General features: G+C 60.8%; 23 protein-coding genes. 7 read left to right on the top strand and 16 right to left on the bottom strand.

Going from position 1 to position 24,523, the window contains the following annotated elements; translation table 11 throughout:
- Positions 1-53 precede the first annotated feature (53 nt).
- The 7 genes from RM533_RS04225 to RM533_RS04195 form a co-directional block, all read right to left on the bottom strand.
- On the bottom strand, positions 54-1,331 hold the full coding sequence (locus RM533_RS04225) for an N-succinylarginine dihydrolase (RefSeq protein WP_311340166.1): 1,278 nt from the start codon (positions 1,329-1,331) through the stop codon (positions 54-56).
- Complete coding sequence (locus RM533_RS04220; RefSeq protein ID WP_311339954.1) at positions 1,331-2,350, bottom strand: arginine N-succinyltransferase; 1,020 nt, start codon at positions 2,348-2,350, stop codon at positions 1,331-1,333. The genes RM533_RS04225 and RM533_RS04220 overlap by 1 nt, the downstream gene beginning before the upstream one ends.
- Positions 2,347-3,579, bottom strand: coding sequence for a hydrolase (locus RM533_RS04215; protein WP_311339953.1), 1,233 nt, complete (start codon positions 3,577-3,579; stop codon positions 2,347-2,349). Before RM533_RS04215 ends, RM533_RS04220 begins: the two co-directional genes overlap by 4 nt.
- Positions 3,580-3,676: 97 nt before the next feature.
- On the bottom strand, positions 3,677-4,513 hold the full coding sequence (gene rsmA, locus RM533_RS04210; protein ID WP_311340165.1) for a 16S rRNA (adenine(1518)-N(6)/adenine(1519)-N(6))-dimethyltransferase RsmA: 837 nt from the start codon (positions 4,511-4,513) through the stop codon (positions 3,677-3,679).
- 62 nt (positions 4,514-4,575) lie between these two features.
- A complete protein-coding gene (pdxA, locus tag RM533_RS04205; RefSeq protein ID WP_311339952.1) occupies positions 4,576-5,586 on the bottom strand; it encodes a 4-hydroxythreonine-4-phosphate dehydrogenase PdxA in 1,011 nt (336 codons plus the stop codon).
- Between the two features lie 4 nt (positions 5,587-5,590).
- A complete protein-coding gene (locus RM533_RS04200; protein WP_311339951.1) occupies positions 5,591-6,895 on the bottom strand; it encodes a peptidylprolyl isomerase in 1,305 nt (434 codons plus the stop codon).
- A 159-nt stretch (positions 6,896-7,054) separates the two neighbouring features.
- Positions 7,055-7,690 carry an EthD domain-containing protein gene (locus RM533_RS04195; protein ID WP_311339950.1) on the bottom strand — a complete coding sequence of 212 codons (636 nt, stop codon included), beginning with the start codon at positions 7,688-7,690 and terminating at the stop codon, positions 7,055-7,057.
- Here RM533_RS04195 and RM533_RS04190 point away from each other — a divergent pair.
- The 3 genes from RM533_RS04190 to RM533_RS04180 all read left to right on the top strand — a co-directional run bounded on the left by RM533_RS04190 (position 7,689) and on the right by RM533_RS04180 (position 11,894).
- A complete protein-coding gene (locus RM533_RS04190) occupies positions 7,689-7,823 on the top strand; it encodes a hypothetical protein (RefSeq protein ID WP_311339949.1) in 135 nt (44 codons plus the stop codon). The genes RM533_RS04195 and RM533_RS04190 overlap by 2 nt on opposite strands.
- Positions 7,820-9,466, top strand: a complete 1,647-nt coding sequence (locus RM533_RS04185) for a GMC family oxidoreductase (RefSeq protein ID WP_311339948.1) — start codon at positions 7,820-7,822, stop codon at positions 9,464-9,466. Before RM533_RS04190 ends, RM533_RS04185 begins: the two co-directional genes overlap by 4 nt.
- Before the next feature lie 97 nt (positions 9,467-9,563).
- Entirely contained in the window at positions 9,564-11,894 is a 2,331-nt protein-coding gene (locus RM533_RS04180; protein WP_311339947.1) for a TonB-dependent receptor, read from the top strand.
- Positions 11,895-11,972: 78 nt separating this feature from the next.
- On the opposite strand, the gene RM533_RS04175 is transcribed toward RM533_RS04180, so the two are convergent.
- From RM533_RS04175 to RM533_RS04145, 7 genes are read right to left on the bottom strand one after another with little or no spacing between them, the layout of a single operon-like run.
- Positions 11,973-13,142 carry a lipid-transfer protein gene (locus RM533_RS04175; RefSeq protein ID WP_311339946.1) on the bottom strand — a complete coding sequence of 390 codons (1,170 nt, stop codon included), beginning with the start codon at positions 13,140-13,142 and terminating at the stop codon, positions 11,973-11,975.
- Positions 13,139-13,564, bottom strand: coding sequence for a MaoC/PaaZ C-terminal domain-containing protein (locus tag RM533_RS04170; RefSeq protein WP_311339945.1), 426 nt, complete (start codon positions 13,562-13,564; stop codon positions 13,139-13,141). Before RM533_RS04170 ends, RM533_RS04175 begins: the two co-directional genes overlap by 4 nt.
- On the bottom strand, positions 13,545-14,696 hold the full coding sequence (locus RM533_RS04165; protein ID WP_311339944.1) for an acyl-CoA dehydrogenase family protein: 1,152 nt from the start codon (positions 14,694-14,696) through the stop codon (positions 13,545-13,547). The genes RM533_RS04170 and RM533_RS04165 overlap by 20 nt, the downstream gene beginning before the upstream one ends.
- 4 nt (positions 14,697-14,700) lie before the next feature.
- A complete protein-coding gene (locus RM533_RS04160) occupies positions 14,701-15,675 on the bottom strand; it encodes a bifunctional MaoC family dehydratase N-terminal/OB-fold nucleic acid binding domain-containing protein (protein ID WP_311339943.1) in 975 nt (324 codons plus the stop codon).
- A gap of 14 nt (positions 15,676-15,689) precedes the next feature.
- Positions 15,690-16,868 carry an acyl-CoA dehydrogenase family protein gene (locus tag RM533_RS04155; protein WP_311339942.1) on the bottom strand — a complete coding sequence of 393 codons (1,179 nt, stop codon included), beginning with the start codon at positions 16,866-16,868 and terminating at the stop codon, positions 15,690-15,692.
- Between the two features lie 3 nt (positions 16,869-16,871).
- Positions 16,872-18,683, bottom strand: a complete 1,812-nt coding sequence (locus RM533_RS04150; protein WP_311339941.1) for a long-chain-acyl-CoA synthetase — start codon at positions 18,681-18,683, stop codon at positions 16,872-16,874.
- Positions 18,680-19,546, bottom strand: coding sequence for an alpha/beta fold hydrolase (locus tag RM533_RS04145; RefSeq protein ID WP_311339940.1), 867 nt, complete (start codon positions 19,544-19,546; stop codon positions 18,680-18,682). The genes RM533_RS04150 and RM533_RS04145 overlap by 4 nt, the downstream gene beginning before the upstream one ends.
- Positions 19,547-19,833: 287 nt before the next feature.
- On the opposite strand from RM533_RS04145, the gene RM533_RS04140 reads away from it, so the two are divergent.
- The gene (locus RM533_RS04140) at positions 19,834-20,328 is read left to right on the top strand and encodes an SRPBCC domain-containing protein (RefSeq protein ID WP_311339939.1); all 495 of its coding nucleotides are present in this window, start codon (positions 19,834-19,836) and stop codon (positions 20,326-20,328) included.
- 52 nt (positions 20,329-20,380) lie between these two features.
- Positions 20,381-20,920, top strand: a complete 540-nt coding sequence (locus tag RM533_RS04135) for a nuclear transport factor 2 family protein (protein WP_311339938.1) — start codon at positions 20,381-20,383, stop codon at positions 20,918-20,920.
- 9 nt (positions 20,921-20,929) lie between these two features.
- Here RM533_RS04135 and RM533_RS04130 read toward each other — a convergent pair whose 3' ends face one another.
- The gene (locus RM533_RS04130) at positions 20,930-21,478 is read right to left on the bottom strand and encodes a carboxymuconolactone decarboxylase family protein (protein WP_311339937.1); all 549 of its coding nucleotides are present in this window, start codon (positions 21,476-21,478) and stop codon (positions 20,930-20,932) included.
- Positions 21,479-21,525: 47 nt separating this feature from the next.
- Entirely contained in the window at positions 21,526-22,695 is a 1,170-nt protein-coding gene (locus RM533_RS04125; protein WP_311339936.1) for a sulfotransferase family protein, read from the bottom strand.
- Between the two features lie 172 nt (positions 22,696-22,867).
- Here RM533_RS04125 and RM533_RS04120 point away from each other — a divergent pair, with 172 nt between their 5' ends.
- Positions 22,868-23,647, top strand: a complete 780-nt coding sequence (locus tag RM533_RS04120; RefSeq protein ID WP_311340164.1) for an SDR family NAD(P)-dependent oxidoreductase — start codon at positions 22,868-22,870, stop codon at positions 23,645-23,647.
- A 7-nt stretch (positions 23,648-23,654) separates the two neighbouring features.
- Entirely contained in the window at positions 23,655-24,422 is a 768-nt protein-coding gene (locus RM533_RS04115; RefSeq protein WP_311339935.1) for an SDR family NAD(P)-dependent oxidoreductase, read from the top strand.
- Positions 24,423-24,523: the final 101 nt, after the last annotated feature.

The raw sequence follows: 24,523 nt of genomic DNA, 5'->3' as shown, positions 1-24,523 counted from the left end.
GGGGGTGCCTAGCAACAGAAATCCCCCCACCTTGCTTCAGGCCAGCGCCGCCTTCAGGCCAGTTCATCAAGATCGAGCGCTGTCAGCAATTCCCGACGTGCGCTGACGACGCTGTTGTGCAGCGCCTGCGTTCCTATCTGGTCAGGTGCAATCTGTTCGGGCCATGTTCGTGCAATCACTGCTTCCATCTGGTCCGCCTTGCTCTCGTCGAGCAGGAACCTTGCATCGACATGCACCGGGTCGCACTCTACCCGCAGCCTCAGGCAGGCCGGACCGCCGCCATTGGCCATGGACTGCCGCACATCGACAGGCAGGACCTGCCGGATGGGTCCATTTGTCGCGAGCATGTCGTCCAGCCAGCGGCGGACATTTGGCGATTGCCATGCTTCATCAGGCACGATGAGCGCCATCCCGCCCGCAGGTAAAGTCACAAGCTGCGCATTGAACAGATAGCTGGCAACCGCATCTGCCAGGCTGATCGAGGCCGCTGGCACAGTGATGATATGCGCGCCCGGCAGGAGCCGGCGGATTGCGGCATAGAGTTCTTCGGCCTGCACGAACGCCTGTTCATGACAGAACAGCACATCGCCGTTCGCGACGGCAACGACGTCGTTGTGAAAAGCGCCAGCTTCGATTGCGGCGGGTTGCTGTTCGACAAACAGCGTGCGAGCCGGGTCCAGCCTGTGCAGCCGCGCCACCGCGCGGCTGGCCTGTTCATGCTGGCGTGCGGGAAAACGGCCGCCCTGCCGTCCATAAACAAAGATCTCGATCCCGGCCGATGCATGATATGTGGCCATGCGCATGTGATTGGCAGCGCCTTCATCGCCGAAGCTCGGCGGTATCGGCGCATGGACGGCAAAATGATCGCGATTTCCAAATGCCAGTTCCAATTGTCGCAATGTATCTCGCCATTCAACGGCGCGATGCGGCATGGTAATCAGATTTGCGACGGTCAGGTGACAGCGCCTGTCTGCTGTATCGGGCGCGGGGGAAACGGTGGCTGCATTGGCAGTCCACATCGCGGACGCCGACCACGCCGCAGCGACAAGCGCCCGTTCCGCGCCGGATCGGTCAACAAGCGTCTCTGCATTATTGCCGAGACCCATTGCAGCAAGAAAACTGCAGTCGGGGCGGGCAAGTGGCACGAAAAACCCCTGCTTCAACCCCAGCTGCAGATTGTGGCGCATCTTGGCCAGCCCCTGCAGCGCCGCTGCGCGTGGATAGGACATATTTCCCTTGTGCGAGGTTGCTGCCACATTGCCGAGGCTAAGCCCGGCGTAATTGTGCGAGGGTCCGACAATCCCGTCGAAGTTGATCTGCGTCAGGGCCATCAGCGCGCCACGCTCCATGTTTCAGCTCCGGCATCAATGTTCAGGGCCTGCCGTGTTGCGCTGTCGATCGCAATGCCATGGTGGTCCAGTTCGCGTGTGCCCACACAGCACCGGAATTCGCCCAATCGTCCCGTGGCAATCAGAGCCTGTTCACCAAAGGCCGCAGAGGCCTCGCGGTTGAGCAAGGCATCAGATCTGGCAGCTGCAATGGTGCGCACGGAGTCAGTTTGCGTAATCAGCGTCGGACCGCCGTCAAAAATGTCCACGTAATTCTCGTAGGCGAAGCCCTCGTCCTGCAGCATCCGCATGGCAGGTCTGCCGCTTTCGTGCGGAACGCCGATCGCAGCCTGCGCATCTGCCGAAATCAGCGCCACATAGATGGGATGACGCGGCATCAGATCGGCAATGAACTGGTTGCCATGAAGCGCGTTGAATTCATCCGCATCGCGGAAGGTCATCCCGAAGAAACGGCCGGCAACTCCGTCCCAGAACGGCGAATTGCCCTGCGCATCGACAACCCCGCGCAATTCGGCAAGCAGCCGGTTGGCGAACCGCTTTCTGTGCATGGCAATGAACAGGTACCGGCTGCGTGCCAGCAGCATCCCCAGCCCCCCAGCGCGCGCAGACGGATGCAGGAACAGCCCGCCAACCTCGCTCGTGCCTTCAAGATCGGTAACCAGCTGAAGAACCTGATTGCGAAAGGTGCGGTCAAGTTCGCGACTGTGCTGCGTCTGTTGCACAAGCCTGTACGAGTAGAAGGGAAGCTTGCCACCAATGCTGCTGAACATCTGACAGGTACCGCGCACTTCGCCTGTCTGCGTATCCTGCAGCACCATCACGAACAGATCGTCGTGCAGCGTTTCGTCGGGCCGGGCGGTCGCCGCGGCTGATTGCGACAGCTTGTCGGCAAGTGCGCTGCGATGCGGGGGAAGATTGGTAAAGCCGCCGCCGGTCAGCTTTGCCATCTCGTATAAATGACCGACGTCGTCAGGCCGGGCAGGGCGGATGATCCAGCTCATGCAGCTGTCGCAAGCGCGTCGAGCCCGCCTGCAGCGAGCCGGTGCAGCACCAGTGCGGAAAGCCGCGCGCGTTCGGCCAGAGATGCGACGATCAGAAATTCATCCGCCGAATGGATCGCGCCGCCGCGCACACCCATCGTATCCACCACCGGAACACCGCACGCAGCGATGTTGTTGCCGTCGCAGACGCCTCCTGTATCCAGCCGACCGATCGCCTGCCCCAGATCCTTGCTGCTTTGCTGCACAAGGGTGAACAGCCGCTCGGCCCGCGCGTCCAGTGGCTTTGGCGCACGCGAGACGCCGCCATGCACGCTGATCTGCACGTCGTGCGCCCCGGCTATACTTGCGATGAGCGCATCGAGTGCGTTGGCGAACGCTGCTGCAGCAGCATGGCTCCTGGGTCGGATATTGAATCGCAGGATGGCCAGATCAGGAACGACATTGTTGGCGCTGCCTCCATCGATGCGGGCAGGGTTGATGGGAATGTCCCGTGATTGCAGGTCTTTCAATGCGGTCGCAAGCGCGGCCGCAGCGACGATGGCGTTGCGGCCATCGCCCGGGTTGCGCCCGGCATGTGCCGACCGGCCGCGCACGGTCAGGCTGTAATTGCCCGAGCCGCCGCGTGCGCCTGCAAGTGTCCCGTCCGGCCGGGTCGCGGGCTCGTAAGTGAGCGCCGCGTGCTTGCCTTGTGCCAGCTGGCTGATCAGACCGGCGGAACTGGCGCTCCCTGTTTCCTCATCCGAATTGATCATCACATCGTAGCCCATGATAGGGGCAAGGGTGGAGCGCTCGAACATGGTCAGTGCCTCCAGCATGACCGAAAGCCCTCCCTTCATGTCGGCAAGTCCGGGGCCGTTGAGCACGCCGGGTTCCCGCTCAACGACATGCTGGAACGCAGAACCTGCCGGAAAGACAGTGTCCATGTGACCAGTGAGGAGCAGGCGCCGTTCAGCGTCTGGCCGCACTTTCAACACAAGATGCCGACCATTTTGCACCAATGTCTCGGTGCCCGTCTCGTCGATCTTGGTCACCGTAGTGCCATCGACGAGCGAAACCTCGCCGGGAAGACCCGCACAGGCTTCCACCAACAGCTGCGCCTGCCGGGTCAGCCCGTCCAGGTTGCCGGTGCCGGTGTTGATCGCGCTCCATTCCAGAGTGCGCCTGAGCAGCCTGTCGGCATCAGCGGTGGCAAGCAGGCTGGCTTCTGCAGCTGTAAGATGAGGTTCCATATGCAACCAAACACTAATGGCAGCGATGCCGTCTGGCTACCCCCGGCGCGCGGACACGAATTTTGCGAAGATCACGAAACGCTGACAGCTCTCCCGGTCAGGACAGTTCCCTTGCCAGCTGCGTGAATTCGTCGATGGACAGCGTTTCTGCCCTTCGCACAGGATCGATGCCGAGCTTTGCCAGCGCGTCGATCGCACCTGCGACCGGCCGCAGGCTTTGCCGCAGCATCTTGCGCCGCTGGCCAAACGCTGCCTGCGTGATACGTGCAAGCACTTCCATGGAGACATGCGCCGGTGCCGGTGCGGGGAGGATGTGGACCATTGCGCTCATCACCTTGGGCGGCGGGGTAAAGGCGCTTCTGTGCACTTTCATCGCAATCCTTGCCTCGGCGCGCCACTGCGACAGAACCGACAAGCGGCCGTAAGCAGAGGTTGAGGGCGCTGCCACGATGCGTTGCGCCACTTCCTGCTGGAACATCAGGGTCAGCGAGGACCATTGCGGCGGCCATTCCTCGCCCCCCATCCAGCCGGTGAACAGCGCCGTGCCGACGTTGTAAGGCAAGTTAGAGACGATGGCATAGGGCCCGGTGAACAACCGCGCAGGATCGATCTTCATGGCATCGCCCTCGATCACGCGCAGCTGTCCCTCAAAGGCGAGGTCGAGTTCCGCAAGCGCCGGCAAACAACGCGCGTCCCGTTCAATGGCGGTGACCTGCGCCCCGGCGCGCAGCAGCGCACGGGTAAGGCCGCCTGGTCCCGGCCCGATTTCAAGCACGTCGCGCCCGCGCAGCGCACCTGGCAGAGCAGCGATCCGGTCAAGCAATTGTTCGTCGAGCAGGAAGTTCTGGCCCAGTGCCTTGCTGGCCGAAAGTCCGTGCCGGGCAATGGTTTCGCGAAGTGGCGGCAACGCGGCAGGCGATTGAAGATGCGGCACCTGCGGCACGGCGCTCGCTTGCCCAGCCAGTGACGAGTCCGGTGATCGGGACGGCGGCAATGTCACGCAGTGCGCCTTCGCGCAATTTCACCCGCCATCTTGAGCGCCGCGAGAGTAGGTCCGGCACTGGCCTTGCGCAGACCTGCGATGGAAAAGGCAGTGCCATGATCGGGCGAAGTGCGCACGATCGGCAGGCCGAGCGTTACATTCACGCCTTCGTCGAAATGCAGCGCCTTCAATGGGATCAGCGCCTGGTCATGGTACATGCAGGCGGCAAGATCGTAACGGGCACGTCCTGCTGCGTGAAACATGGTGTCAGCAGCAAATGGTCCCGTGGCGTCAATACCGGCTGCGCGCAGGGTGGCAATGGCCGGCGCAATGGTTGTGACCTCCTGCTGCCCAAGCTGGCCCTGTTCGCCGGCGTGCGGGTTCAGTCCCGCGACCGCAATCCGCGGGCGATCGATGCCGAAATCGCGCGACAGGGCCGCTGCGGCAATTGTTATGCGCCGTTCGATGAGCTGCCGGTCAAGCATCTGGGGCACCTGTTCAAGCGCCACATGCACGGTGAGCGGTAATACGCGCAGCGATGGTCCGGCCAGCATCATCACCGCGTCTGCCGGAGCGACACCGCAGGCCTGCGCCACAAATTCGGTCTGTCCAGGACCTGCAAAGCCGATCTCCTGCATGGCTGCCTTTGCTATCGGGCCTGTAACAAGGCCGGATGCCGTGCCTGCGAGCACCAGATCGCAGGCATGCGCGAGCGTATCGCGGGCGATGATTGCCCCTTCGCGTGTGGGACAACCCGGCGCGTAGCTGCCGCTTGCAAGATCAAGAACAGGCAAGGCGGTGGCGAAATGCTCGACTGCCTCATCAGCATTATCGACCGCAACAATCGGGGCATCGCTGTCGAGCTGTCGCGCAGCGTCGCGCAGGACGCTTGCGCTGCCGACGACGAAGAACGGCGGCAGGTTTGCAGCGTGCCGGTTTTCCCAAGCACGGACAAGCAATTCAGGACCAACGCCAGCCGGATCGCCCATGGTGGCAACCAGCGGCGGCAATGGCCGGGCGATCATGGGATCAATTATATTCGATGATGGCATCGCGGCGAAGATCGCGCAGATAAGTCTGCGCCCGCTTGTTGACGCGTTCATCCTCGATCTGCGCCATCAATTGTTCAGCGCTCGGTCCGCTGCTCGCCGCAGGATCGCTGCGCCCGCATACCATCAGCACGCGCACACCTTCTTCTATCGATCCGAACGGTGGCGACACGCCGCCAATGGGCAGGGAAAGCATCGCTTCCTGCAAAGGGGCGGGCAGGTCGCGCACGCGCACGCCTTCATTGCTGACGATCTGTGCGCCCAAGGCGGCCGCACCCTGTTCAGCACGGTCGCAACCGCCAAGATCCTGCACCCCCTCGGCAAAACGCGATGCCCGTGCTGTGGCGTCCTGCTGCTTTGCTCCGGCTGGGAAGCTGATGGAAATCTGCTTGAGCGACAGCACCGCATCGCGCGGGTCGGCGACCAGAACCTGCCGCTTGTCAATGAGATACATCAGCGAATAGCCGCCGGCAAGTTCGATCGGGCCAAGCAGTTGGCCTGTCTGCATCTGTGACGCAGATGTGGCGAGTTCAGGCGGCAGTGCGCCCAATCGGACCCAGCCAAGGTCACCGCCGACAGCCGCGCTCGACGCTTCGGAATACTGGCGTGCATAAGCAACGAAGCTGCCGCCCTGCTGCAATTGCTGCGCAATCTGGAGGGCACGTTCGCGCACCTGTGCGCTGTTCTCGCTGTTGGCCGACAGGAAAATCTCACCCAGCCGGTATTCCTCGGTGCCCTTGTCGGCCTGCAGCCTGTCGAGCCGCTCCTGAACTTCGTCTGCGGACACATTTATGAACGGTGCGATATTGCGGCGCAGCAGGCGTTGCCATGACAGTTCGCCCCTGATCTGCTGTTTCATCGACTGCGGCGATGATCCTATCGTAGCCAGATAAGCGTCGAGCCTGTCGGAAGGCATGTTGAAGTTCTGCTGCGAAACGCGATTGTATGTCGCTTCAACTTCGGCATCGCTGACGGCGACGTCGGCTGCATTTGCTTCCTGGATCTGCAGCATCTCGTCGATGAGATTGCTCTGGATCTGGTTGCGCAGTTGTGCCTGCTCGGCAGGAGCGAGTTCGCTGTCGTTTGCCGCAAGCACGATGGCCAGGCGTTGATCGATGTCGGTCCCGGTGATGATCGCGCCGTTGACGATCGCCGTTGCGCCGCGCAGCCCCGGTTCTGCAGACGTCGCCGCCGCAGCCGTCTGCGGCGCTGGTGTTGCAGCAGGACGATCTGCCTGCGCCAGCACGGGTGTGCCAGCAAGCATTATCAGGCTCAAAGCAGTCATGCAGCGAGCCGCTGGCTTCAGGATATTGGCAATTGCGATCATCTGTCCCTACCATCTTGCTGCCGCACGCGCGGCAAACGCCGCCTGTGCATGCCAGCGACCATCTTAACAGCGGCTGAGCAATGCGCGGCGCCTCATCTGGTGTGCGTCTAAACGGCTTCAGCGGCTTTTGACAGCATCTGCCGCAGGAACTGTATCTGAGGCAGATGAAGGCGTTTGTTTCGAACTGTCGGTCCGACGGGCGCTGCCCTGCTTTGCGCCGCCAAATTCGCAAACCGAAACCTCGAGCTTGTGTGCAATGCTCCACCCGGCAGGCAATGACGGGGTCTCGCCGTAGGTGCGCACCATCGCGGCATAACAGTGCGCGGGTGCCTTGGCCGGCGCTGTTACCTGTGTGGTTTCCAGAAACTCACAGCCGACATCCTGATCGCCCAGAGCAGCAACCAGCGCATCGCGTCCATCATCCGGCCCGTTGAGCAGGAACAGCGTGGTCCCGTTATCCGCACCGTGCAGCACCGGCGTCGAAAGCACACCTACCGTTTGCGCCTGATCAAGAAATCTGCGCTCATCCTCGTCCATCGTCTGTCCGACCTCGCCCGCCATCAGCGTGCGCACGCGATCGAGCGACTCGTTCCAGAACTCGGATATGCAGTCGAAGCCCGGCTCCACCGCCTGCTCGATCAGATGGTTGCGCCTGTATCGGCTGAACTGAAACAGCGGCGCTGCCAATGGCGCGTGGTGTGTTTCGTAATGGTGGCGGAACTGGTCACGACCAATATCTGACCTGCGTTTCATGAAAGCGAGTGTCTTTATCATGGACACCATCGTTATCATGGCAATGGCATTAGGCCAGCACAAATGCATCGACAAGCGCGCGATGGTGCAACAATCATGCGCGCCTGCTTGTACTGGCGGAGGAAAAAAATGATACGAACAGGATCGCCAGCACCGCCGGATGCTGCGGATTACATCATCATCGGAGCAGGATCGGCGGGTTGCGTTCTTGCCAACAGGCTGAGCGCAGATGGCCGTCACAAGGTGGTCCTGCTTGAAGCCGGGGGTCGCAACACAGGGCTCCTCAACACGATGCCAGCGGGCATGGCGGTGTTGCTGCGCAAGGCCAATCCCAGCAACTGGGCCTTTCAGTCGGAGCCAGTATCATCGCTGCATGGCCGCACCGCTTACATCCCGCGCGGCAAGGGGTGGGGCGGGTCTTCGTCCATCAACGGCATGCTTTACGTTCGCGGTAACGCCGCCGATTACGATCAATGGGCGCAGATGGGCCTGGATGGATGGAGCTATGATGATGTGCTCCCCTTTTTTCGCAGGTCCGAAGACGGGCCGCCGGCCGATGAGTTGAGCGAAGCATCCCGCTATCATGGTCAAGGCGGGGAGCTTGCCGTGCGTTTTGGCCAGTCGCGCGACCCGGTGTACAAGGCCTTTCTCGATGCCGGGCAGGAAGCCGGCTATCCGGTCACACCAGATTTCAACGGCAGGAGCCAGCTTGGGTTCGGGCGTTATCAGCTCAATATCGAAAACGGTCGCCGGGCGGGTACGTTGCGGGCGTTCCTGCGTCCGGCGCTGGGGCGCGGCAATCTGGTCGCCACAACCGGTGTTCATGTCACCCGGATCGTGCTCACGCAGGGCAGGGCGCGTGCGGTCGAATACCGGCGGGCGGGTGACACTGTTGCACAGCGTATCGAAGCAAGGCGTGAAATCATCCTGTGCGCAGGCACGATGCAGTCGCCGCAGATCCTGAACCTGTCGGGCATCGGGGATCCTGACGATCTTGCCGCCGTCGGTCTGGCCCCGGCGGTGGCCTTGCCCGGTGTAGGGCGCAATTTGCAGGATCATGTCGATATTGCCGTCACTTACCGGTCGCGGCTGCCGCTCCTCTGGTCACGTACCAAGGGTTGGCGTTCAGCAATGATCGGCCTTCGCTATCTTGCGCGTCGCGACGGGCCAGGCGCTGAAAACGCGCTGGAGGCAGGTGCATTCCTGTGCAGCCGTCCGGGCCTGGACCGGCCGGATCTGCAAGTGCAGTTCATCCCCGGCATCATGAGCAATGACGGGGCGAAGGAAATGATCGCCGAGGATGGCTTCACGCTCGACATGATCGCGCTTCACCCCGAAAGCCGGGGGCGGGTGTCGCTGCAGTCCGCCGACCCCATGACCGCTCCGCGTATCGAACCGAACCATCTTTCCACCCCCGGCGACCTTGCCGTGTTGCGGCGTGCAGTCGGGATTGCACGACAGCTTGCCAGCCAGTCTGCGCTTGATCCGTGGCGAACGACGGAAAGGTCGCCGGGAGCAACAGTGCATGATCCCGATGAACTGGATGACTGGCTGCGGCATAATGCCTCTACGATCTACCATCCGGTAGGCACCTGCGCCATGGGTGCACGCTCCAGCCAGAGCTCTGTAGTGGACGCTGATCTGCGCGTGATCGGAGTGGCCGGCCTGCGGGTTGCAGACGCCTCCGTTATGCCGACCATCGTCAGCGGGAATACCAATGCGGCAACCATGATGATCGCAGAAAAAGCAGCGGGCATGATTCTGAAAGACATGTGACTGCAGGCGGCGGCGTTGCGTATGCGCAGCAAACAAGACGTGACTGCCTCGCAAAATGACGATAAAGAAAAGCCATAACAAGAATGAGGGAATTAATATGTCGTCACGATTGCGCCATGCTGCCACGATGCTGTCCGGAACCGCCATGCTGGCGCTTTGCGCTCCGGCGCTGGCGCAGGCGCCGCCAATCGCAATCGATGACCGTGCCGACACGAATACCGACCAGACACAGACCGGGTCGCAGACCCGGCTCGACGAGATCGTGGTCACGGCCGAGAAGCGCAGCGCATCTCTGCAAAGCGTACCGCTGGCGATCAGCGCTGTCGACGAGGCGCTGATCGAGGCGCGCAACATCACCTCCGCCGACCAGCTGGGCGCAATCGCGCCCAATCTCACCACCACGACGGGACCGAACTCCACGTCGCATCTCATCATCCACATTCGCGGCATCGGCGAATCAGAACCTGTCCTGACCAATGATTCGCCGGTCAGCATCTACATCGACGGCGTGGTCGTCGGTCGATCGACCGGGTCGGTATTCGACATTGTCGATCTTGAACGCATCGAAGTGCTGCGTGGTCCGCAAGGCACGCTTTACGGACGCAACACCACCGGAGGCGCGGTCAATTTCATCACCCGCAAGCCTTCGCGTGAGATGGGCGTGCGAGCCATGGCAAGTTACGGCAATTTCGAAGCGGTTCAGGCACGTCTGTCAGTCGACACAGGAGACATCGGCGAAAGTGGGCTGAAAGCCACGTTTTCGTATTTCCACAAGCAGCGTAATGGTTATGTCGATGATCTGAACGCTCCTGACAAGCGCGATCCCGGTGCTTACAACGGCGAGGCGGCACGTGCGGCGGTGCTGTTCGACAAGGGCGGTGCGTTTACCGGGCTTTATACCTTTGACTGGACTGAATCTTCCTCGGTGTCGCCGGCCAGCCAGCTTGCCGTCGTCAACCCGGATCAGCTGGCCTATTTCAGCCAGTCACCGGCCTTTGGCGGCACCGGGCTGGTCGGGCCTTCGCTGGAGCGGCTGGATTTCATCCGGTCCGAAGGCACGTTTATCGACGACACCACGCAATCTCACACGCTGACCCTGGAGACAGAGTTGAGCGACGCCCTGACGCTGAGGTCGATCACCGGCTTCAGGAAGTGGGATAACGACACGCTTAACACCGATCTTGACGGCAATGCAGGTCTGGCAGGTCTGGTGGTGTCGCCAGGGCCGCCGTCAGTACGTCCTGTGTCCCTGTTCGGAGCAGACAAGTTCGACCGCCAGCACCAGTGGACACAGGAAATCAATGTGCTTGGTCAGATCGGCGACCGGCTTGACTATGTCATTGGCGGATTTCTTTTCGATGAAGAAGCATCGGAGCGCAATCCGCAGCGTTTCACCGTCGTGCGGGACATTCCGGATGTGGGTCTGGTCGGGATCAACCTTGAAAATCCGCTGGAATACAGCACGCGCAACCGCTCTCTGGCCGGATTTGGTCAGGTCACCTTCGAGCTTACGGACAGTCTCAGCATCGTGGGTGGCGCGCGTTACACCAAGGATGAAAAACGTCTGATCCAGTCGGGGCCGGCGAATTTCGTGCGCGATCTGCAGCGTTCGTTCGACAGCTTCAACTATGCCGGCACGGTACAGTTTCAGGCCACACCCGACATTCTGGTTTATGGTCGGGTGGCCAGCGGATACAAGGCGGGCGGCTTCAATCCGCGTTCCATCAATGATGGCTACGAACCCGAAGAGGTGACCAATTACGAAGCGGGCATAAAATCGGAACTGTTCGACCGGCGCCTGCGGCTCAATCTGGTGGGCTTCTACAGCAAGCTCGACGACAAGCAGCTTAACCAGTTCGTCGCTGGCGCAGGCGGCGCATCAAGCATTACCATCAACGCCGGCAGCGGTACCTTCAAAGGCGTGGAGCTGGAGTTCGACGCTGTTCCTTTCGAAGGATTCAGAGTTAACGGATCGTTCGGCTACACCGATCGCGACTTCGATACGTTCCTCGTATTCGACCCTGCCGTGGGCGAGATAGTCAATGTCGCTGACGAGGCGCAGTACAGCTATTCGGCCAGCACCACCGGTAACGTTGGCGCGCAATATACCGTGGGCGAAATGTTGGGAGGACAATTGTCTGCCCGACTGGATTATCTGTATCGCAGCAAGGTCAATTACAACGTCGTGCCGCGCTTCTCGCCCAATGATGCGATCATCGCGTCTCCCGGCGTCGGGTTGCTCGACGGCCGGATCAGCCTGTCAGCTATTCCGCTGGGCGGGGTGGAAGCGCAGATCAGCCTGTGGGGCAAGAACCTGACCGACGAGGAATACCGCATCTCCGGCATCGACTTCGGCTCGCTGGGGTTTGCGACCAACACCTACGGGGTGCCGCGTACCTATGGTGTCGACTTGCGGATCGAATATTGATCGGTACGTAACTGGAAACAGTTAAAACAGGAGAAGCCTTGATGCCGATGGTTCGGCATCAAGGCTCCTGCATTCAGCTTACCCGCCGGACAGGATCAGGCCCGAAGTAGGTACTCCTGTTCCTGCCGTGACCACCACATTGGCGCATGGTCCGGGTTGATTGACGCTCTGGCCGCGGGCCAGCCTGACCCCTTCGGCAACTCCGTTCAGGCCGTGGATATAGGCCTCGCCAAGCTGTCCACCATTGGTGTTTACCGGCAGACGCCCCCCTCGCGCTGTGTTGCCTTCGCGCACGAATGCGGCAGCCTGTCCCGGCTTTGCAAATCCGAAAGCCTCCAGCTGAGGCAGGACAAACGGCGTGAAATGATCGTAGAGGATTGCTGCCTGCACATCGTCCGGTCCTATACCTGCCTGACTATAAAGCTGCTGAGCAACCAGATCCATTTCCGACAGCCGACCGATATTCCCGCGGTAGTAGCTGGTCATCATCTGCTGATCGTCCGTGGCACCTTGCGCCGCCGCGCGGATCGTCACTGGCGGTTGCGCAAGCCGGGCAGCGCGCTTGGCGCTGGTCACGACGATGGCCACCGCGCCATCTGATTCCTGGCAGCAGTCGAGCAGATGCAGCGGCTCCACGATCCAGCGGGATGCCTGATGATCGTCAAGCGTGATGGGCTGTTCGTAGAACCAGGCTTTTGGATTGGTTGCTGCAAAGTCTCGCGCGGCTACCGCGATACGGCCGAAGTCTTCCGATGTGACGCCATGATCGTGCATGTACCGCTGTGCGTTCATCGCCACCCATGATGCCGGCGACATCAAACCGGTCGGGACGTAGTAGCCAAAATGCGCCACCTCCGCTGTGGCAATTGCCTCAGGCGTGTAGCCTGTGCCGAACCGGTATTGCGACCGCTCGTTCATCGCGCGATAGCAGACCACCACCTCGGCAACCCCTGTTGCCACGGCCATCGCGGCATGCATGATCGGCGCGCAGGCAGCGCCGCCGCCGTAGTGCACTCTGCTGAAGAACTTCAGGTCCTTGCCACCGATGTTGCGGAACAGCTCGATTTCAGGGTTGTTATCCATGGTGTAGGTGGACATGCCATCCACCTCGGAAGGGTCGATCCCTGCATCGGCCAGCGCGGCCAGCGTCGCCTCTGTCGCGAGCCGCATTTCAGACCGGCCGCTGTTCTTGGAAAATTCGGTAGCACCGATGCCGACTATTGCCGCCTTGCCTGCGATATCGTTCATGCTGCGCCTTTCTCGTCAAACCCGATTACCACCGTGGCGGTGACGTGCTTGCCGATGCTGTTGGTCCCCTCGACCGCGACGGCAGCAGTGCGCTGCGCCTTGTCGACATTCGCCACTGTTCCGCGCAACACCATGGTGTCACCGGCAAAATTGGGAGCACCCAGCCGGATCTTGACGCTGCGAACCGCTCCGGGTTTCTGCGCCCATTCCTGTACGTAACGCTGGACAATTCCGTTGGTGGTGAGAATGTTCATGAAAATGTCCGGCACTCCGGTCGCTTCGGCCGCTGCTTTGTCGTGATGAACGTTCTGATAATCGTTGGTTGCGATGGCCCCGGTGACAATTGCCGACGCGCTGACAGGGAAGGTAAGTGGCGGCAGTTCAGCGCCTTCCTTGATATCTTCATACTTCATCACGGCCATCTCCAATTGCCGAAAGCCGCCGCGCATCTCCTGCGGCAATAAGCGATCCAAGTTGCGCCAGCATCGGCTGCGCGCCGCCCAGGCCAAGCGCCACTGCATGCGCCGCCAGAAAGAACCGGTGGATGGGATAGGTAACGTCTGCTCCCATGCCGCCATGCAGATGCTGCGCGGTGTGAGTGACGCGGTGCCCGCCATGCGCGGCCCAATATTTGGCGGCGGCGATCTCCGCCTCGTCGAACACGCCCTGGTCCATCAGCCATGCAGCGCGCCAGAGGGTCGAGCGGATTGCCTCGACATCCATGAACGCGTCGGCGCAGCGCTGCTGTACCGCCTGCATGGAGCCGATCGGCCGGCCAAACTGAACCCGCTCCGACGTATATCGCGCGGTGCGTTCCAGCGCCTGCGAAACGATGCCAAGCTGGCTGGCGCACAACAGCACGCGCATTCTGCCAAGGTGGCGACGCAAGGTTTCGGCAGGGCCGGTGCCATCATCGATCATGGCGTCAGCATCCAGTGCGACTTCATTCAGCGTTACCAGGCTGAGCGGGACAGGATCGGTTCCCTGCTGCGCTGCTCGGGTTACCCCGTCATGATCGGCAGGAACGAGAAACAGCGCGGGTCCTTCACCCTCTATTGTTGCGGACACCAGCAGGAAATCCGCCTCGCTGCCATATTCCACAGCGGTCCTGACTCCGTCGAGCATCCAGCCATTGCTGTGCCTTTGCGCTGTTGGCGACGGTGTTTGCCAGGCGCCGCCGGTCTCCTCGCAGGCGCTTGCAAGGATCACGCTGCCGGCTGCGGCCTTGGCCACAATGTCCGCCATGGCAGGACCTGCATGCGCCAGCGTCTGTGCCGCGCCGATCGTCTGGCGCAGCGGCGCGGGAGCAAGGAACCTGCCTGCCTGTTCCAGCAGCAGGACGGTTTCCAGCACGCCGAAGCCGTTGCCACCTGCCGCTTCGGCAATGCCGATGCCGGCAAGACCAGCCTCGCCGACGACGCGCCAAAGATCGCTGTCCAACGGCGCGGCGGATCTGGCGAACGTTTGCAGCTTCTCGTCGCTGCAATGGTCGGCAAATATGTCCGCGGCCAGGCTGACGACCGATTTCTGGTCTTCGCTTTGTGCAAAATCCACAGCGTCAATCCACCTTTGCCAAACGGAACCCCGGCAGCAAATAGCCAGGCTCCACCTCAAGAAAATCGAGCATCAGATCAGCTCCGATGGTGAGCGCATCGCGATCAACATCAATGGCATTGGCAACCATGCGCACCCCTTCCTCCAGTTCCACCAGCAGGACGGGCAAGGGATAGGAAAACCCGGGAACCTTCGGCTGATGAACGACGACAAAGCTGTGCAGCTTGCCGCGTCCGCTTGCCTCTTTTGCCTCCCATTCAAGTGCGTGACATACCGGGCAAGCCGGTCCCGGCGGATGACGCAGGCGGCCGCAGCCGGAGCATTGCTGGATCAGCAATTTGCGTTCCGCAATGCCTTTCCAGTAATGCGCATGGTCATGCGTTATGCCGGGGCGGGGATGCGCGGGCGTCCTGTCTGGCTTGGCTCCTGCTGCCTCGGTGATCGATGCTGCCTCATCCTGCTTCAGATTGGGTTTGAACTTCAGGATCCGGAACATCATCTGCCCGACAATCTGATCGTCCTGATCGGTAAATTCGTGCCGCAACGTGACGAAATGCCCAATGCCCAACGCCGTGCGCTTCTCATCCGAAACGTCATCGACGATGATGGTGCAGGTGATCACATCGCCTACCACCAGAGGGCGCATGTATTCCTGCTGCAGATCGGTCGCAACCACACCGATGTAGCCATGATCATCGAACAGGTCGATGACCGGAATGGAATCCTCAGGCTGGCGACCGCGCGGATCATAGGCCGACATCGTCCACACTTCCATCATGGCAGCAGGTGCGATGATGTCCCGATATCCGGCAGCTTGAGCCGCTTGCCTGTCGACGTAAACCGGATCGGTCAAGCCCATTGCCTCACACCAGCGACGAATCATTGGCACGTTGACAGGATCACGCGCCCTGGCCGGTTTACCCGACTGCTTGCCGACCCAGATTCGTGCCTCCTGCAGCACATCCTTGCTTTCAGTCACAATCGCTGATCCCTTCATCGTGCCGCACGGGGCATGCCAAGGCCGACCTGCGCCACCATGTCACGCAGCACTTCGGCCGTGCCGCCGCCAAAGGTGTTGATCTGGCATTTGCGATATTCGCGCTCGATCCGCCCACGCAGCACGGCACCGGGCGATCCTTCGCGCACCAGTCCTGCGGCGCCGATGATGTCGAGCAGGCTGCGCATTGCCTTGATGACTGCTTCTGTCCCGAACACTTTCACCGATGCGGCAAGTTCTGGCCTGGCGATGCCCTGCGCCGTTTCCCAGCCGACCCGATGGCCGATCATGTCCGTCGCGTGAAGCGTCACGAACGCCTCGGCAAGGCTTTGCTGCACCCAGCCAAGTTGCGCTACCATTTCTCCGCTGCCGCCGGCAGAAGTCGCGCGGGTCCAGTCGACCACCGCGTCGAAGGCACCATTTGCTCCGTAGCTTAGTGCGGCAAGCCCGATCCGTTCGTGGTTCAACTGTTCGGCAATAAGCCGCCAGCCGGTGTTTTCCTCGCCGATCATCATGTCGGCCGGAACCATCACGTCTTCGTAATAGGTGATATTGGTACGCACCCCGCCCACCGTCTCGATGGGAGTAATTGAAAATCCGTCGAGCGATGTGTCCATCATCAGAATGGAGATGCCCTTGTGCGGCTTGGCATCAGGGTCGGTGCGCACCGCCAGAAAGACGTAGTCTGCTCCTTCGGCGCCGCTGGTGTAGATCTTCTGTCCGTTGATGCGGAACCGGTCGCCTTCACGCACCGCCTTGGTCTGAAGGGAAGCGAGGTCGGTGCCTGCTCCAGGTTCAGTGTAGCCGATGGCAAAGATCAGTTCGCCCGCCGCAATGCGCGGCAGGATCATCTCCTTTTGTTGTTCGGTGCCCAGCCGCATGAGCGCCGGGCCCACGGTGTTCACAGTAACAAACGGGAAGGGTGCCTCTGCCAGCACCAGTTCCTCCAGCAGGATCTTCTGTGTCTGCGGGTCAAGTGCGCGGCCGCCATATTCCACCGGCCAGCCCGGCGTCAGCCAGCCGTCGCGGCCCATCTGCCGGATGGTGTCGCGGTACAGCGGGCCTCCTTCAGCTCCCTGTGCTGCCTTGCGCACTTCGGGCGTGACGATACGCTGCAGATATTCGCGAAATTCTCGGCGCAGTGCCTTTTGCTCATCGGTATATTCTACCCGCATCGTTCAATCCTCATCCTGTTCGAACATGCGCAGGCCCAGCCTGTGCAAGGTGGCATCTGTTACCGGTACATAGGTCCGAGCATCGGGATCGGCGACAAAGATGGGCTCGCCGCCGGCCAGTTCGGGGTCGTAACCCTGCTGCTGCAGGGCAACCTTCTTCAGTTTGAAGCTGGTGGTCATCTCGGCCACCGGGGCAAGCCGCACGAAGAGCGGTCTTGCGTAATGGGCAAGGTGACGCTCGACATAATCGTAGAATGCTTCGGCATCGAAACTGACGCCGTCGGGATAGGTCAGCGCCACCATACCGGCGCGTCCTTCGGTTCCCGACACTTTCACACCATAGACGTTGGCGAGCTGGGGCCCTGCAAATCCGGACAGTATGGCCTCTACCTCCTGGGTCGAGACATTCTCGCTTTTCCAGCGGAAAGTGTCACCTGCCCGATCCACGAAGTAGAAATAATCCTCCTCGTCGAAGCGAACAAGGTCACCTGAGCGGAACCACACGTCGGCAGGCTTGAACACGTTCCGCATCAGCTTCGCCTCTGTCGCATCGGCGCAGGTATAGCCTTCGAAGAAACCTGCAGGGCTGTCGGCATGGAGCACTTCTGCGATCAATTCGCCGACCTCGCCTGCCTTGGCAAGCACGGGCGCACCTGCGGCATCGCGCATGTGGCAGGCATTGTTCGCGTCCCAGCGGATGACCCGCACATTGCTGTGTTCAGGATAGGGAATGCGCCCAACCGATCCCACGACATTGTCCACGTTCGTGATGCCGTAATTTGCCTCAGTTGATCCCAGCCCCTCGACGACCTGCTCGATGCCGAAGCGTTCGACAAAGGCACGCCACACATCCGGCTTGAGCCCTGCGCCTGCCATGCCGCGCAAGGTGATGTCGCGCCCTGCCTCATGCTCGGGAGTGGCGAGCAGGTAGCGTACGACTTCGCCGATATAGTAAAAATCGGTAATCCGGTGTTGCTTCACATCCTCCCAGAAGCCGGATCGGGAGAATTTACGACGCAGCACGAAAGGAATGCCGAACGCCAGCGCCGTCGACGGAACCACCATGCCTCCCGCGCCGTGGTAAAGCGGTAGCACGCAGTAAAAGACGCTTTCCGAATGGAGGCGCAGGATGCCCCCGATCACCTCCCCACTGTTCAGAAATCGCAAATGGCTCATCTTCGCAGCCTTGGGCAGGCCCGTCGTTCCCGACGTGAAGATCAGATACAGCGGATCGGATGCGACGATGCCCGCGCGCGCATCGGGCGGCAGATTACCGTCTTCACATTTTTCGTAGAGTGCCTCGAAGCTGGGAAGGTCAGTCCCGCTGGTTTCTCCAGCCTCCCCGCTTTGCCAACACGGCATCGACAGGCTCTGCTCCAGCGTGTCCAGCGCCGGCAACAGTTCGGTGCCGACGATCATTGCCCGCGCCTCGACCTGATCGAGCGCATGTTGAAGCACGTTGCCGGTTGCGCTGGTATTGATCAGCGCGGTGACGATGCCCGCTTTGGCAAGGCCGAGCCACACAAGCACGAACTCAGGCCGGTTTTCCATGAGAAGAGCAACGACGTCACCCTTGCGCAAGCCAGCACCCAGCGCCGCGCGGCCGATCTGATTGGCCCTGCGATTGGCCTGGGCAAAGCTGATGCGCTGATCTTCGAACAGGATGAAAGGAGCATCTCCATGGTCAAGCGCCCGCTCCTCCAGCCGGTCCGGGACGGTATATGGCATGTCGCGCGTGAACTGCGCAATGCGCGCCGCGCCGGCCATGAAACGCGCCATGCTCTCCTCGCGGGTGGGCAGGATGCTGTTCATCATTGCGCGGCTTGCCTGCGCGCTGCGTGTGCCGTTACGAACGGCAGGATGGCAGCATTGAAATCAGCGTTGTTGTCGCCAACAATCATGTGGCCTGCGTCCTCTATCTGCACTGTATCCACCATTGGCAGGGATTGCGCCAGCTCGTGCAGGGCCTCGGCGTCCACAACGTCGCTGTGTTCGCCGCGCACGATCTGCACCGGTGCCGCGATCCGGCCTGCGGCAGTCATCAGCCGGCGCTCGAACGCTTCAGGATCCCAGCCCTCCCGCGGGGCCACAAAGGCAGGGTCCCAATGCCAGCGGTAGCGGCCATCGGCACCCTGGCGCATGTTCTTGCCAAGGCCCGCGGCGCTGGCAGGCCGCTTGCGGTTGGGGTTGTACCGGGCCACTGCTTCGCCTGCTTCTTCAAGCGAGGCGAAGCCATCCTGCGTGCTGCGCATGAAGTCGACGACGCGGTTTGCACCGGTGCGCTTCATGCGGGGGGCAATATCGACCAGCACCAGTCCTGAACTGGGCGCTTGCGGGTCTTCGCCCAGCGCCAGCAGCGAGGCCAGACCACCCAGCGAAGCGCCGACAAGAATGGGTGCGCCGCCAAGCTGGGCAATGACGCAGCGCAGATCATTGGCGAAATCGTCCAGATGGTAGTTGCCTGTGGTGCTCCATGCACTGTCACCGTGACCGCGCTGGTCCAGCGTAACTGCATGGTAGCCGGCCTCGGCAAGATGGATCGCAGTGTCGTTCCAGGACCAGCGGGTCTGTCCGCCGCCGTGGATCAGCAGAACCTTTGCGCCATCGTGCGGCCCATAGGATCCTGCCGCCAGCTGTAATGAGCCGCTTCCATCGAAGGTCAGGGTTTCAGGCGACATGCGCTCTCCATTGTCCGGCGATCGGGTGTCACCGCAAATTAGTTTCGCGCAAAGTCTGCGCGATGCTTGTCAAAGGTTCTACGCAAGGATTAGCAAAGGACAACCACCGTTTTTTGAAATGATTAAAAAATCTGCGCCACGCCTGATGAAATGCATGAACTTTTCACGCCGCAATTTTTAATGCGCAGCGATACGCTTTCAAAGGTGCGCAAACATGGGCGATGCGGCTTGACGCTAAGGGGCGGTCGCCGCATGTTGAAGCGACAGACAAAAAAGGAGATTGGGAGATGAAGACGCAGCTGCCGGATTACGATCCGCAATTCACGGTGCGATCCAAGACAGTGGAGATCGATGCGCCGGCTTCGATCGTGTGGGACATCCTTGTGGATATGGATCGTTATGGTGAATGGAACCCGTTCTGTTTCGAGGCAAGCTCCACGCTGGAAATGGGCGCGCCTGTGCACATGCAGCTCAACAGCTATATCGTGCCCGGAGAGACGCAGCCCAATTGCGAATATATCTGCGCATATGAGCCGGAGCGGCTGCTGTCGTGGGAGCTTCCCGAGAGCGAGGACATGCCTTACCCGGCACGCCGCGATCAGGTCATCGAACCTGTACGCGCGGACAAGTGCCGCTATTTCAGTACCGACGCCTTCTTCGGTCCCAATGCGCGGCATGTGATGCTGTTTGCAGGTCCTTGGGTCAAACGCGCGTTCGACGACACGGCCGATGCTTTGAAAGCGCGGGCAGAAGCGTTTGCTGCGCAAAACGGGCAGGGCTGAGCAGGGCCGCTTTGCCGGGACAGACTAGTGAAATGAGCAGGATCGTAGCGCCGTGACAATCGATATGTCCGCAGTGCAGGAATTGCTAGACAAGGAAGCGATTCGCAGCCTTGTCTCTCGCTATTGCAATGCCGCCGACCGGCACGACCATGAGAAGATGCGCTCCTTGTATTGGGAAGACGCGATTGATGATCATGGTGCGATGTTCAACGGTCCTGCAATGGAGTTCATCGACATCCTGCCGCAAATTCAGGCGCCGATGGAAGTGCTCCACCACAATGCGACCAGCATGAACATCGCTGTCGAAGGCGATATTGCAGAAGGCGAAATATACCTGCTCGCTCTGCACAAGGTACAGGAAGCCGACCGCTCTTATGATGTGCTGGTGGGCGGGCGCTTCTTCGATCGCTACAGCAAGCGAGATGGCGTGTGGAAATACCAGCACCACGCAATTGTCGCCGACTGGAGCTTTGTCAACGAACCGAGCCACGTCACCCTGTCACACCCCTTCCTTGCAGGGGCACACATCGGTCGTCCCGGCCCGGATGATCCTTCCTACCGTTTTTTCAAGCTCCTGCACCGCGGCGCGTAAGGCGCCGTGTCACGCCTCGGCGTGTTGCGGCACCAGACACACTTCATCAAAGCCGAGTACGTGGGCAACGCGGCCAAGGCCTGTCCATGCTGCGACGCAGTGAGCAAGGTCGACAATCTCGGCGTCGGAGAAGCACTCGTGCATTTGCGTCCAGAACTCCGCGTCTGCGGCAAGTGCCTTGGGTTCTGTTCCGAACCGCTCGGCAAATTGGATGGCCAGCCATTCGCGCGCGCTGAACAGCGGCGAGCGGGTGCCAGTCTGCGCTGCTTCGTAAAATGCTTCGTCAGGCGCGTCGCCATTATCGATGACCGAACGGGCCAGCCGCCCCGAGTACAACGAGGGAAGATCGCGCGCGGCGCGAAAGCCCTGGCAAATAACACAGCCATTGATCTGGGCGGTGCGGACCCGGGCTCCTTCGAACTCGCGCAGGGAGAGCGAGGAGTGCCCATAAACTGCTTCTGAAAAGGCACCCGCTGCGGTCATGATGTCCGGAGCCAACGTGCGCGCTGCAAAGCCGTAAGGCTCATGGGCGTGTTCGTGCGGTACCTGGATCTGCATGGCGTTTTCCTTTCAATTGATAAACCGATTGGCTGTAGCGCGCCGCATCAGCTGTTCAGATAATCTTCACGGTAACGGGCAAATCGTTGCTCGATGCCTTTGGATGACAGGCCGTACTCCTCCAGAGAGTAATTGTGTGCCGCCCGGTCTTCCCGGCGGTTTGCCTCGATCCATTCTTCCATACCAGAAACGACAGTCGGCGTCACCACGATACCGGCTTCGCGCAGCACCCGCTGCCCCTCCTCGATCGGGTTAGACGTCAGATCCCGGTACTGGACGTCAATGAAATTGCGCCCGCCGCTTGCCTCGCGCGTGTCCATGAACCGGGTAAGCAGCTCAGCCAGCCTGTCCTGCCAGAACGCGGCGATCTTCTTCTTGTCGATATCTGCCGCCATTGCATACAAAGTGGCTTCCATGCTCGCGTAGCTTGGCACCGTCTGGACTGGATCGCGATGAGTCATGACAATGCGCGCTTCGGGAAACACCTCCAGCACCGCGTCCAGCGCCATGAGATGACCCGGCGTCTTGAGCACCCATTTCGCGCCATTGCGGCGCTTGTCCTGCCATTGCAGCGACTGCAATATTTCCTTCAGGTCTGTGTAACAACGGGTGCGGCTGTGCTCCATCAACCAGCGGGCGTAGGATGGCACATAATACATCCCTTCGATCATGGTGGAGGAAAACAATTGCCCCAGAATGATCAGCTCCTCGTCGGGCTGATCGATGTTCATGGGGTGGATCGACATGATATCCGGCGCATGTTCCAGAAAATAGTCGAGATATTGGCTCGCCGCAGCCCGGCGCGGTTCCGGGTCGTGCGGATCGTCGCCGACAAACGGCGCGTAATTCTGGCACTCCCACCATCGCACCCCGGTCATGCCCGGCGCAGATGCCAACATGCGGTGCAGCATGGTGCTGCCGGTTCGCGGCAAGCCGACCACCACGGCGGCAACCTCAATCTTTTCCTGCAGGATTTCGGGGTGCTGTTTGACAAGTTCCACGTGTCGCAGGCGATTGGACAACGCCGAGACGATCATCTGCCTGGCGCCGGCCGCCCCTGCTTCGGTAAGACCTGCCTCCTCGTTCAAGGCAGGGATGAGCGCGGCCAGATTCTCAAAGATCCAGCGATCGCCAAAATCCTGCAATCCGGTTTCGTCCATCGCGTGCTGTTCAAGCACATCGCAGTCAGGCACGTGCGACGCCACTTTGGCCTCCATTGCTTCCTCCTATAATCCCACCGGGCGATCGTCTGCGCGATCTGCTGCCATTCTTGTTATCACCTGCCAGATTGCAGAACGCGCAAGGCTTGGCAACACGCATTCGCTTGACACCGGCCTGACCCATGCGCAACCTTCTGCATCAACAGGTCGCAAGGGAGAGCGAGTGAACATGGGCAGATTGTCGGGCAAGGTAGCTATCATCAGTGGTGCAGCACAGGGCATGGGGGCCGCTACTGCGCGGCTGTTCGTGGCCGAAGGCGCACGCGTCGTCATCTGCGACATCCTCGACGAACCGGCGAGCCGGCTTGCCGAGGAACTGGGCGAAAACGCAGCGTTCTGCCATCTTGATGTGCGGAACGAAGGCGACTGGCAGCATGCCGTCGCCACTGCCGTCGATAGGTTTGGCAAGCTCGACGTGCTGGTCAATAACGCGGCAGTTACCCATTTCACTGCGGCAGAGCACATCAATCTTGAGGATGCGGAACGCGTGCTTGGCATCAATGTCATCGGTGCGATGATGGGCGTCAAACATGCAATCCCCGAGCTGACGAAGAACGCAAACTCGGTGGTGGTCAACATTTCGTCAGTGGATGGCATGCGCGGCTGTAACGGGCTGATTGCCTATACCGCCAGCAAATGGGCAGTGCGCGGCATGACGAAATCCATGGCTTACGAATTTGGCCCAAGGGGCGTTCGCGTGGTTTCAGTGCATCCCGGCGGGATCAACACTGCCATGGGCAACCCCGGTGGACAGACCGGAGACGAACTGCAGCGTCCATACAAGAGGGTGCCACTACAACGGATCGGCGAACCCGAGGAGGTTGCCCGCACGACGTTGTTCGTCTGTTCCGACGATGCAAGTTACATCTCGGGAGCGGAAATCGCGGTCGATGGCGGCTGGACCGCTGGCCATTATGAACCTGCGCTTCCCGGCGCGCCACAGGAGTAGACAGATCATGGAGAACGGTTTTCTGAAGGATCGGGTAGCGCTCGTCACAGGTGGTGGCCAGGGTGTGGGGCGGGGGATTGCGCTGGGGCTGGCAAAAGCCGGAGCCAGCGTCGTTGTCACGGGCCGCACCGAATCCAAACTGGACGATGTGTGTGCCGAAATCGAGGGGATGGGCGGAACGGCAGCCGGCTGGGCCTGCAACATCAAGGACGGCGACGCAATTGGCGCGCTGATAAAGAAGATCGAGGAAAGGTTTGGCCGCCTCGACATTCTTGTCAACAATGCACAGGAAGTGCCGCTTGGCCCTTTGCTGGCCGTGGACGATGATGCTTTCATGGCAGGGTTCGTATCGGGCCCGCTTGCCACTCACCGGTTGATGAAGGCGTGCCATTCCATGCTGAAGCAGGGTGACAACGGTGTCGTGTTCAACCTTGCCTCATCGGCAGGCGTGCGCTGGGACATGGCGAATTATGGGGCCTATGGCGCTGTAAAACAGGCAATCCGCGCACTTACTCGTGCGGCTGCGTCGGAATGGGGGCCTGATAACATCCGCGTACTCAGTATCGCGCCGCACGCCGATTCGCCCGGACTGAAGAAGTGGATTGAAACGAACCCGGAAGAAGCTCGCGTGTTTTTTCAGACGATCCCGCTGCGGCGGGTTGGCGGCTGCGAAACCGACATTGGCGAGGCTGTGGCGGCTTTGTGCGATCCGGCGTTCAGTTACCTCACAGGCGCGACGATCCCACTCGATGGGGGTCAGGCAAACTTCGACTGAGATACATACGATCAAGATCAGCACCGCGCGCCGACAGGTCAAAAGGCAGCGTCGCGCGGTGTGCAGGATTCATGACTGAACAGACGGGTAAAGGAGAGATG

Origin of the sequence: Croceicoccus esteveae (assembly GCF_031846435.1) — a bacterium.
Classification (GTDB): domain Bacteria; phylum Pseudomonadota; class Alphaproteobacteria; order Sphingomonadales; family Sphingomonadaceae; genus Croceicoccus; species Croceicoccus esteveae.
The sequence above is the reverse complement of the archived record's forward strand: the minus strand, read 5'-3'. Positions and strand labels throughout refer to the sequence as shown.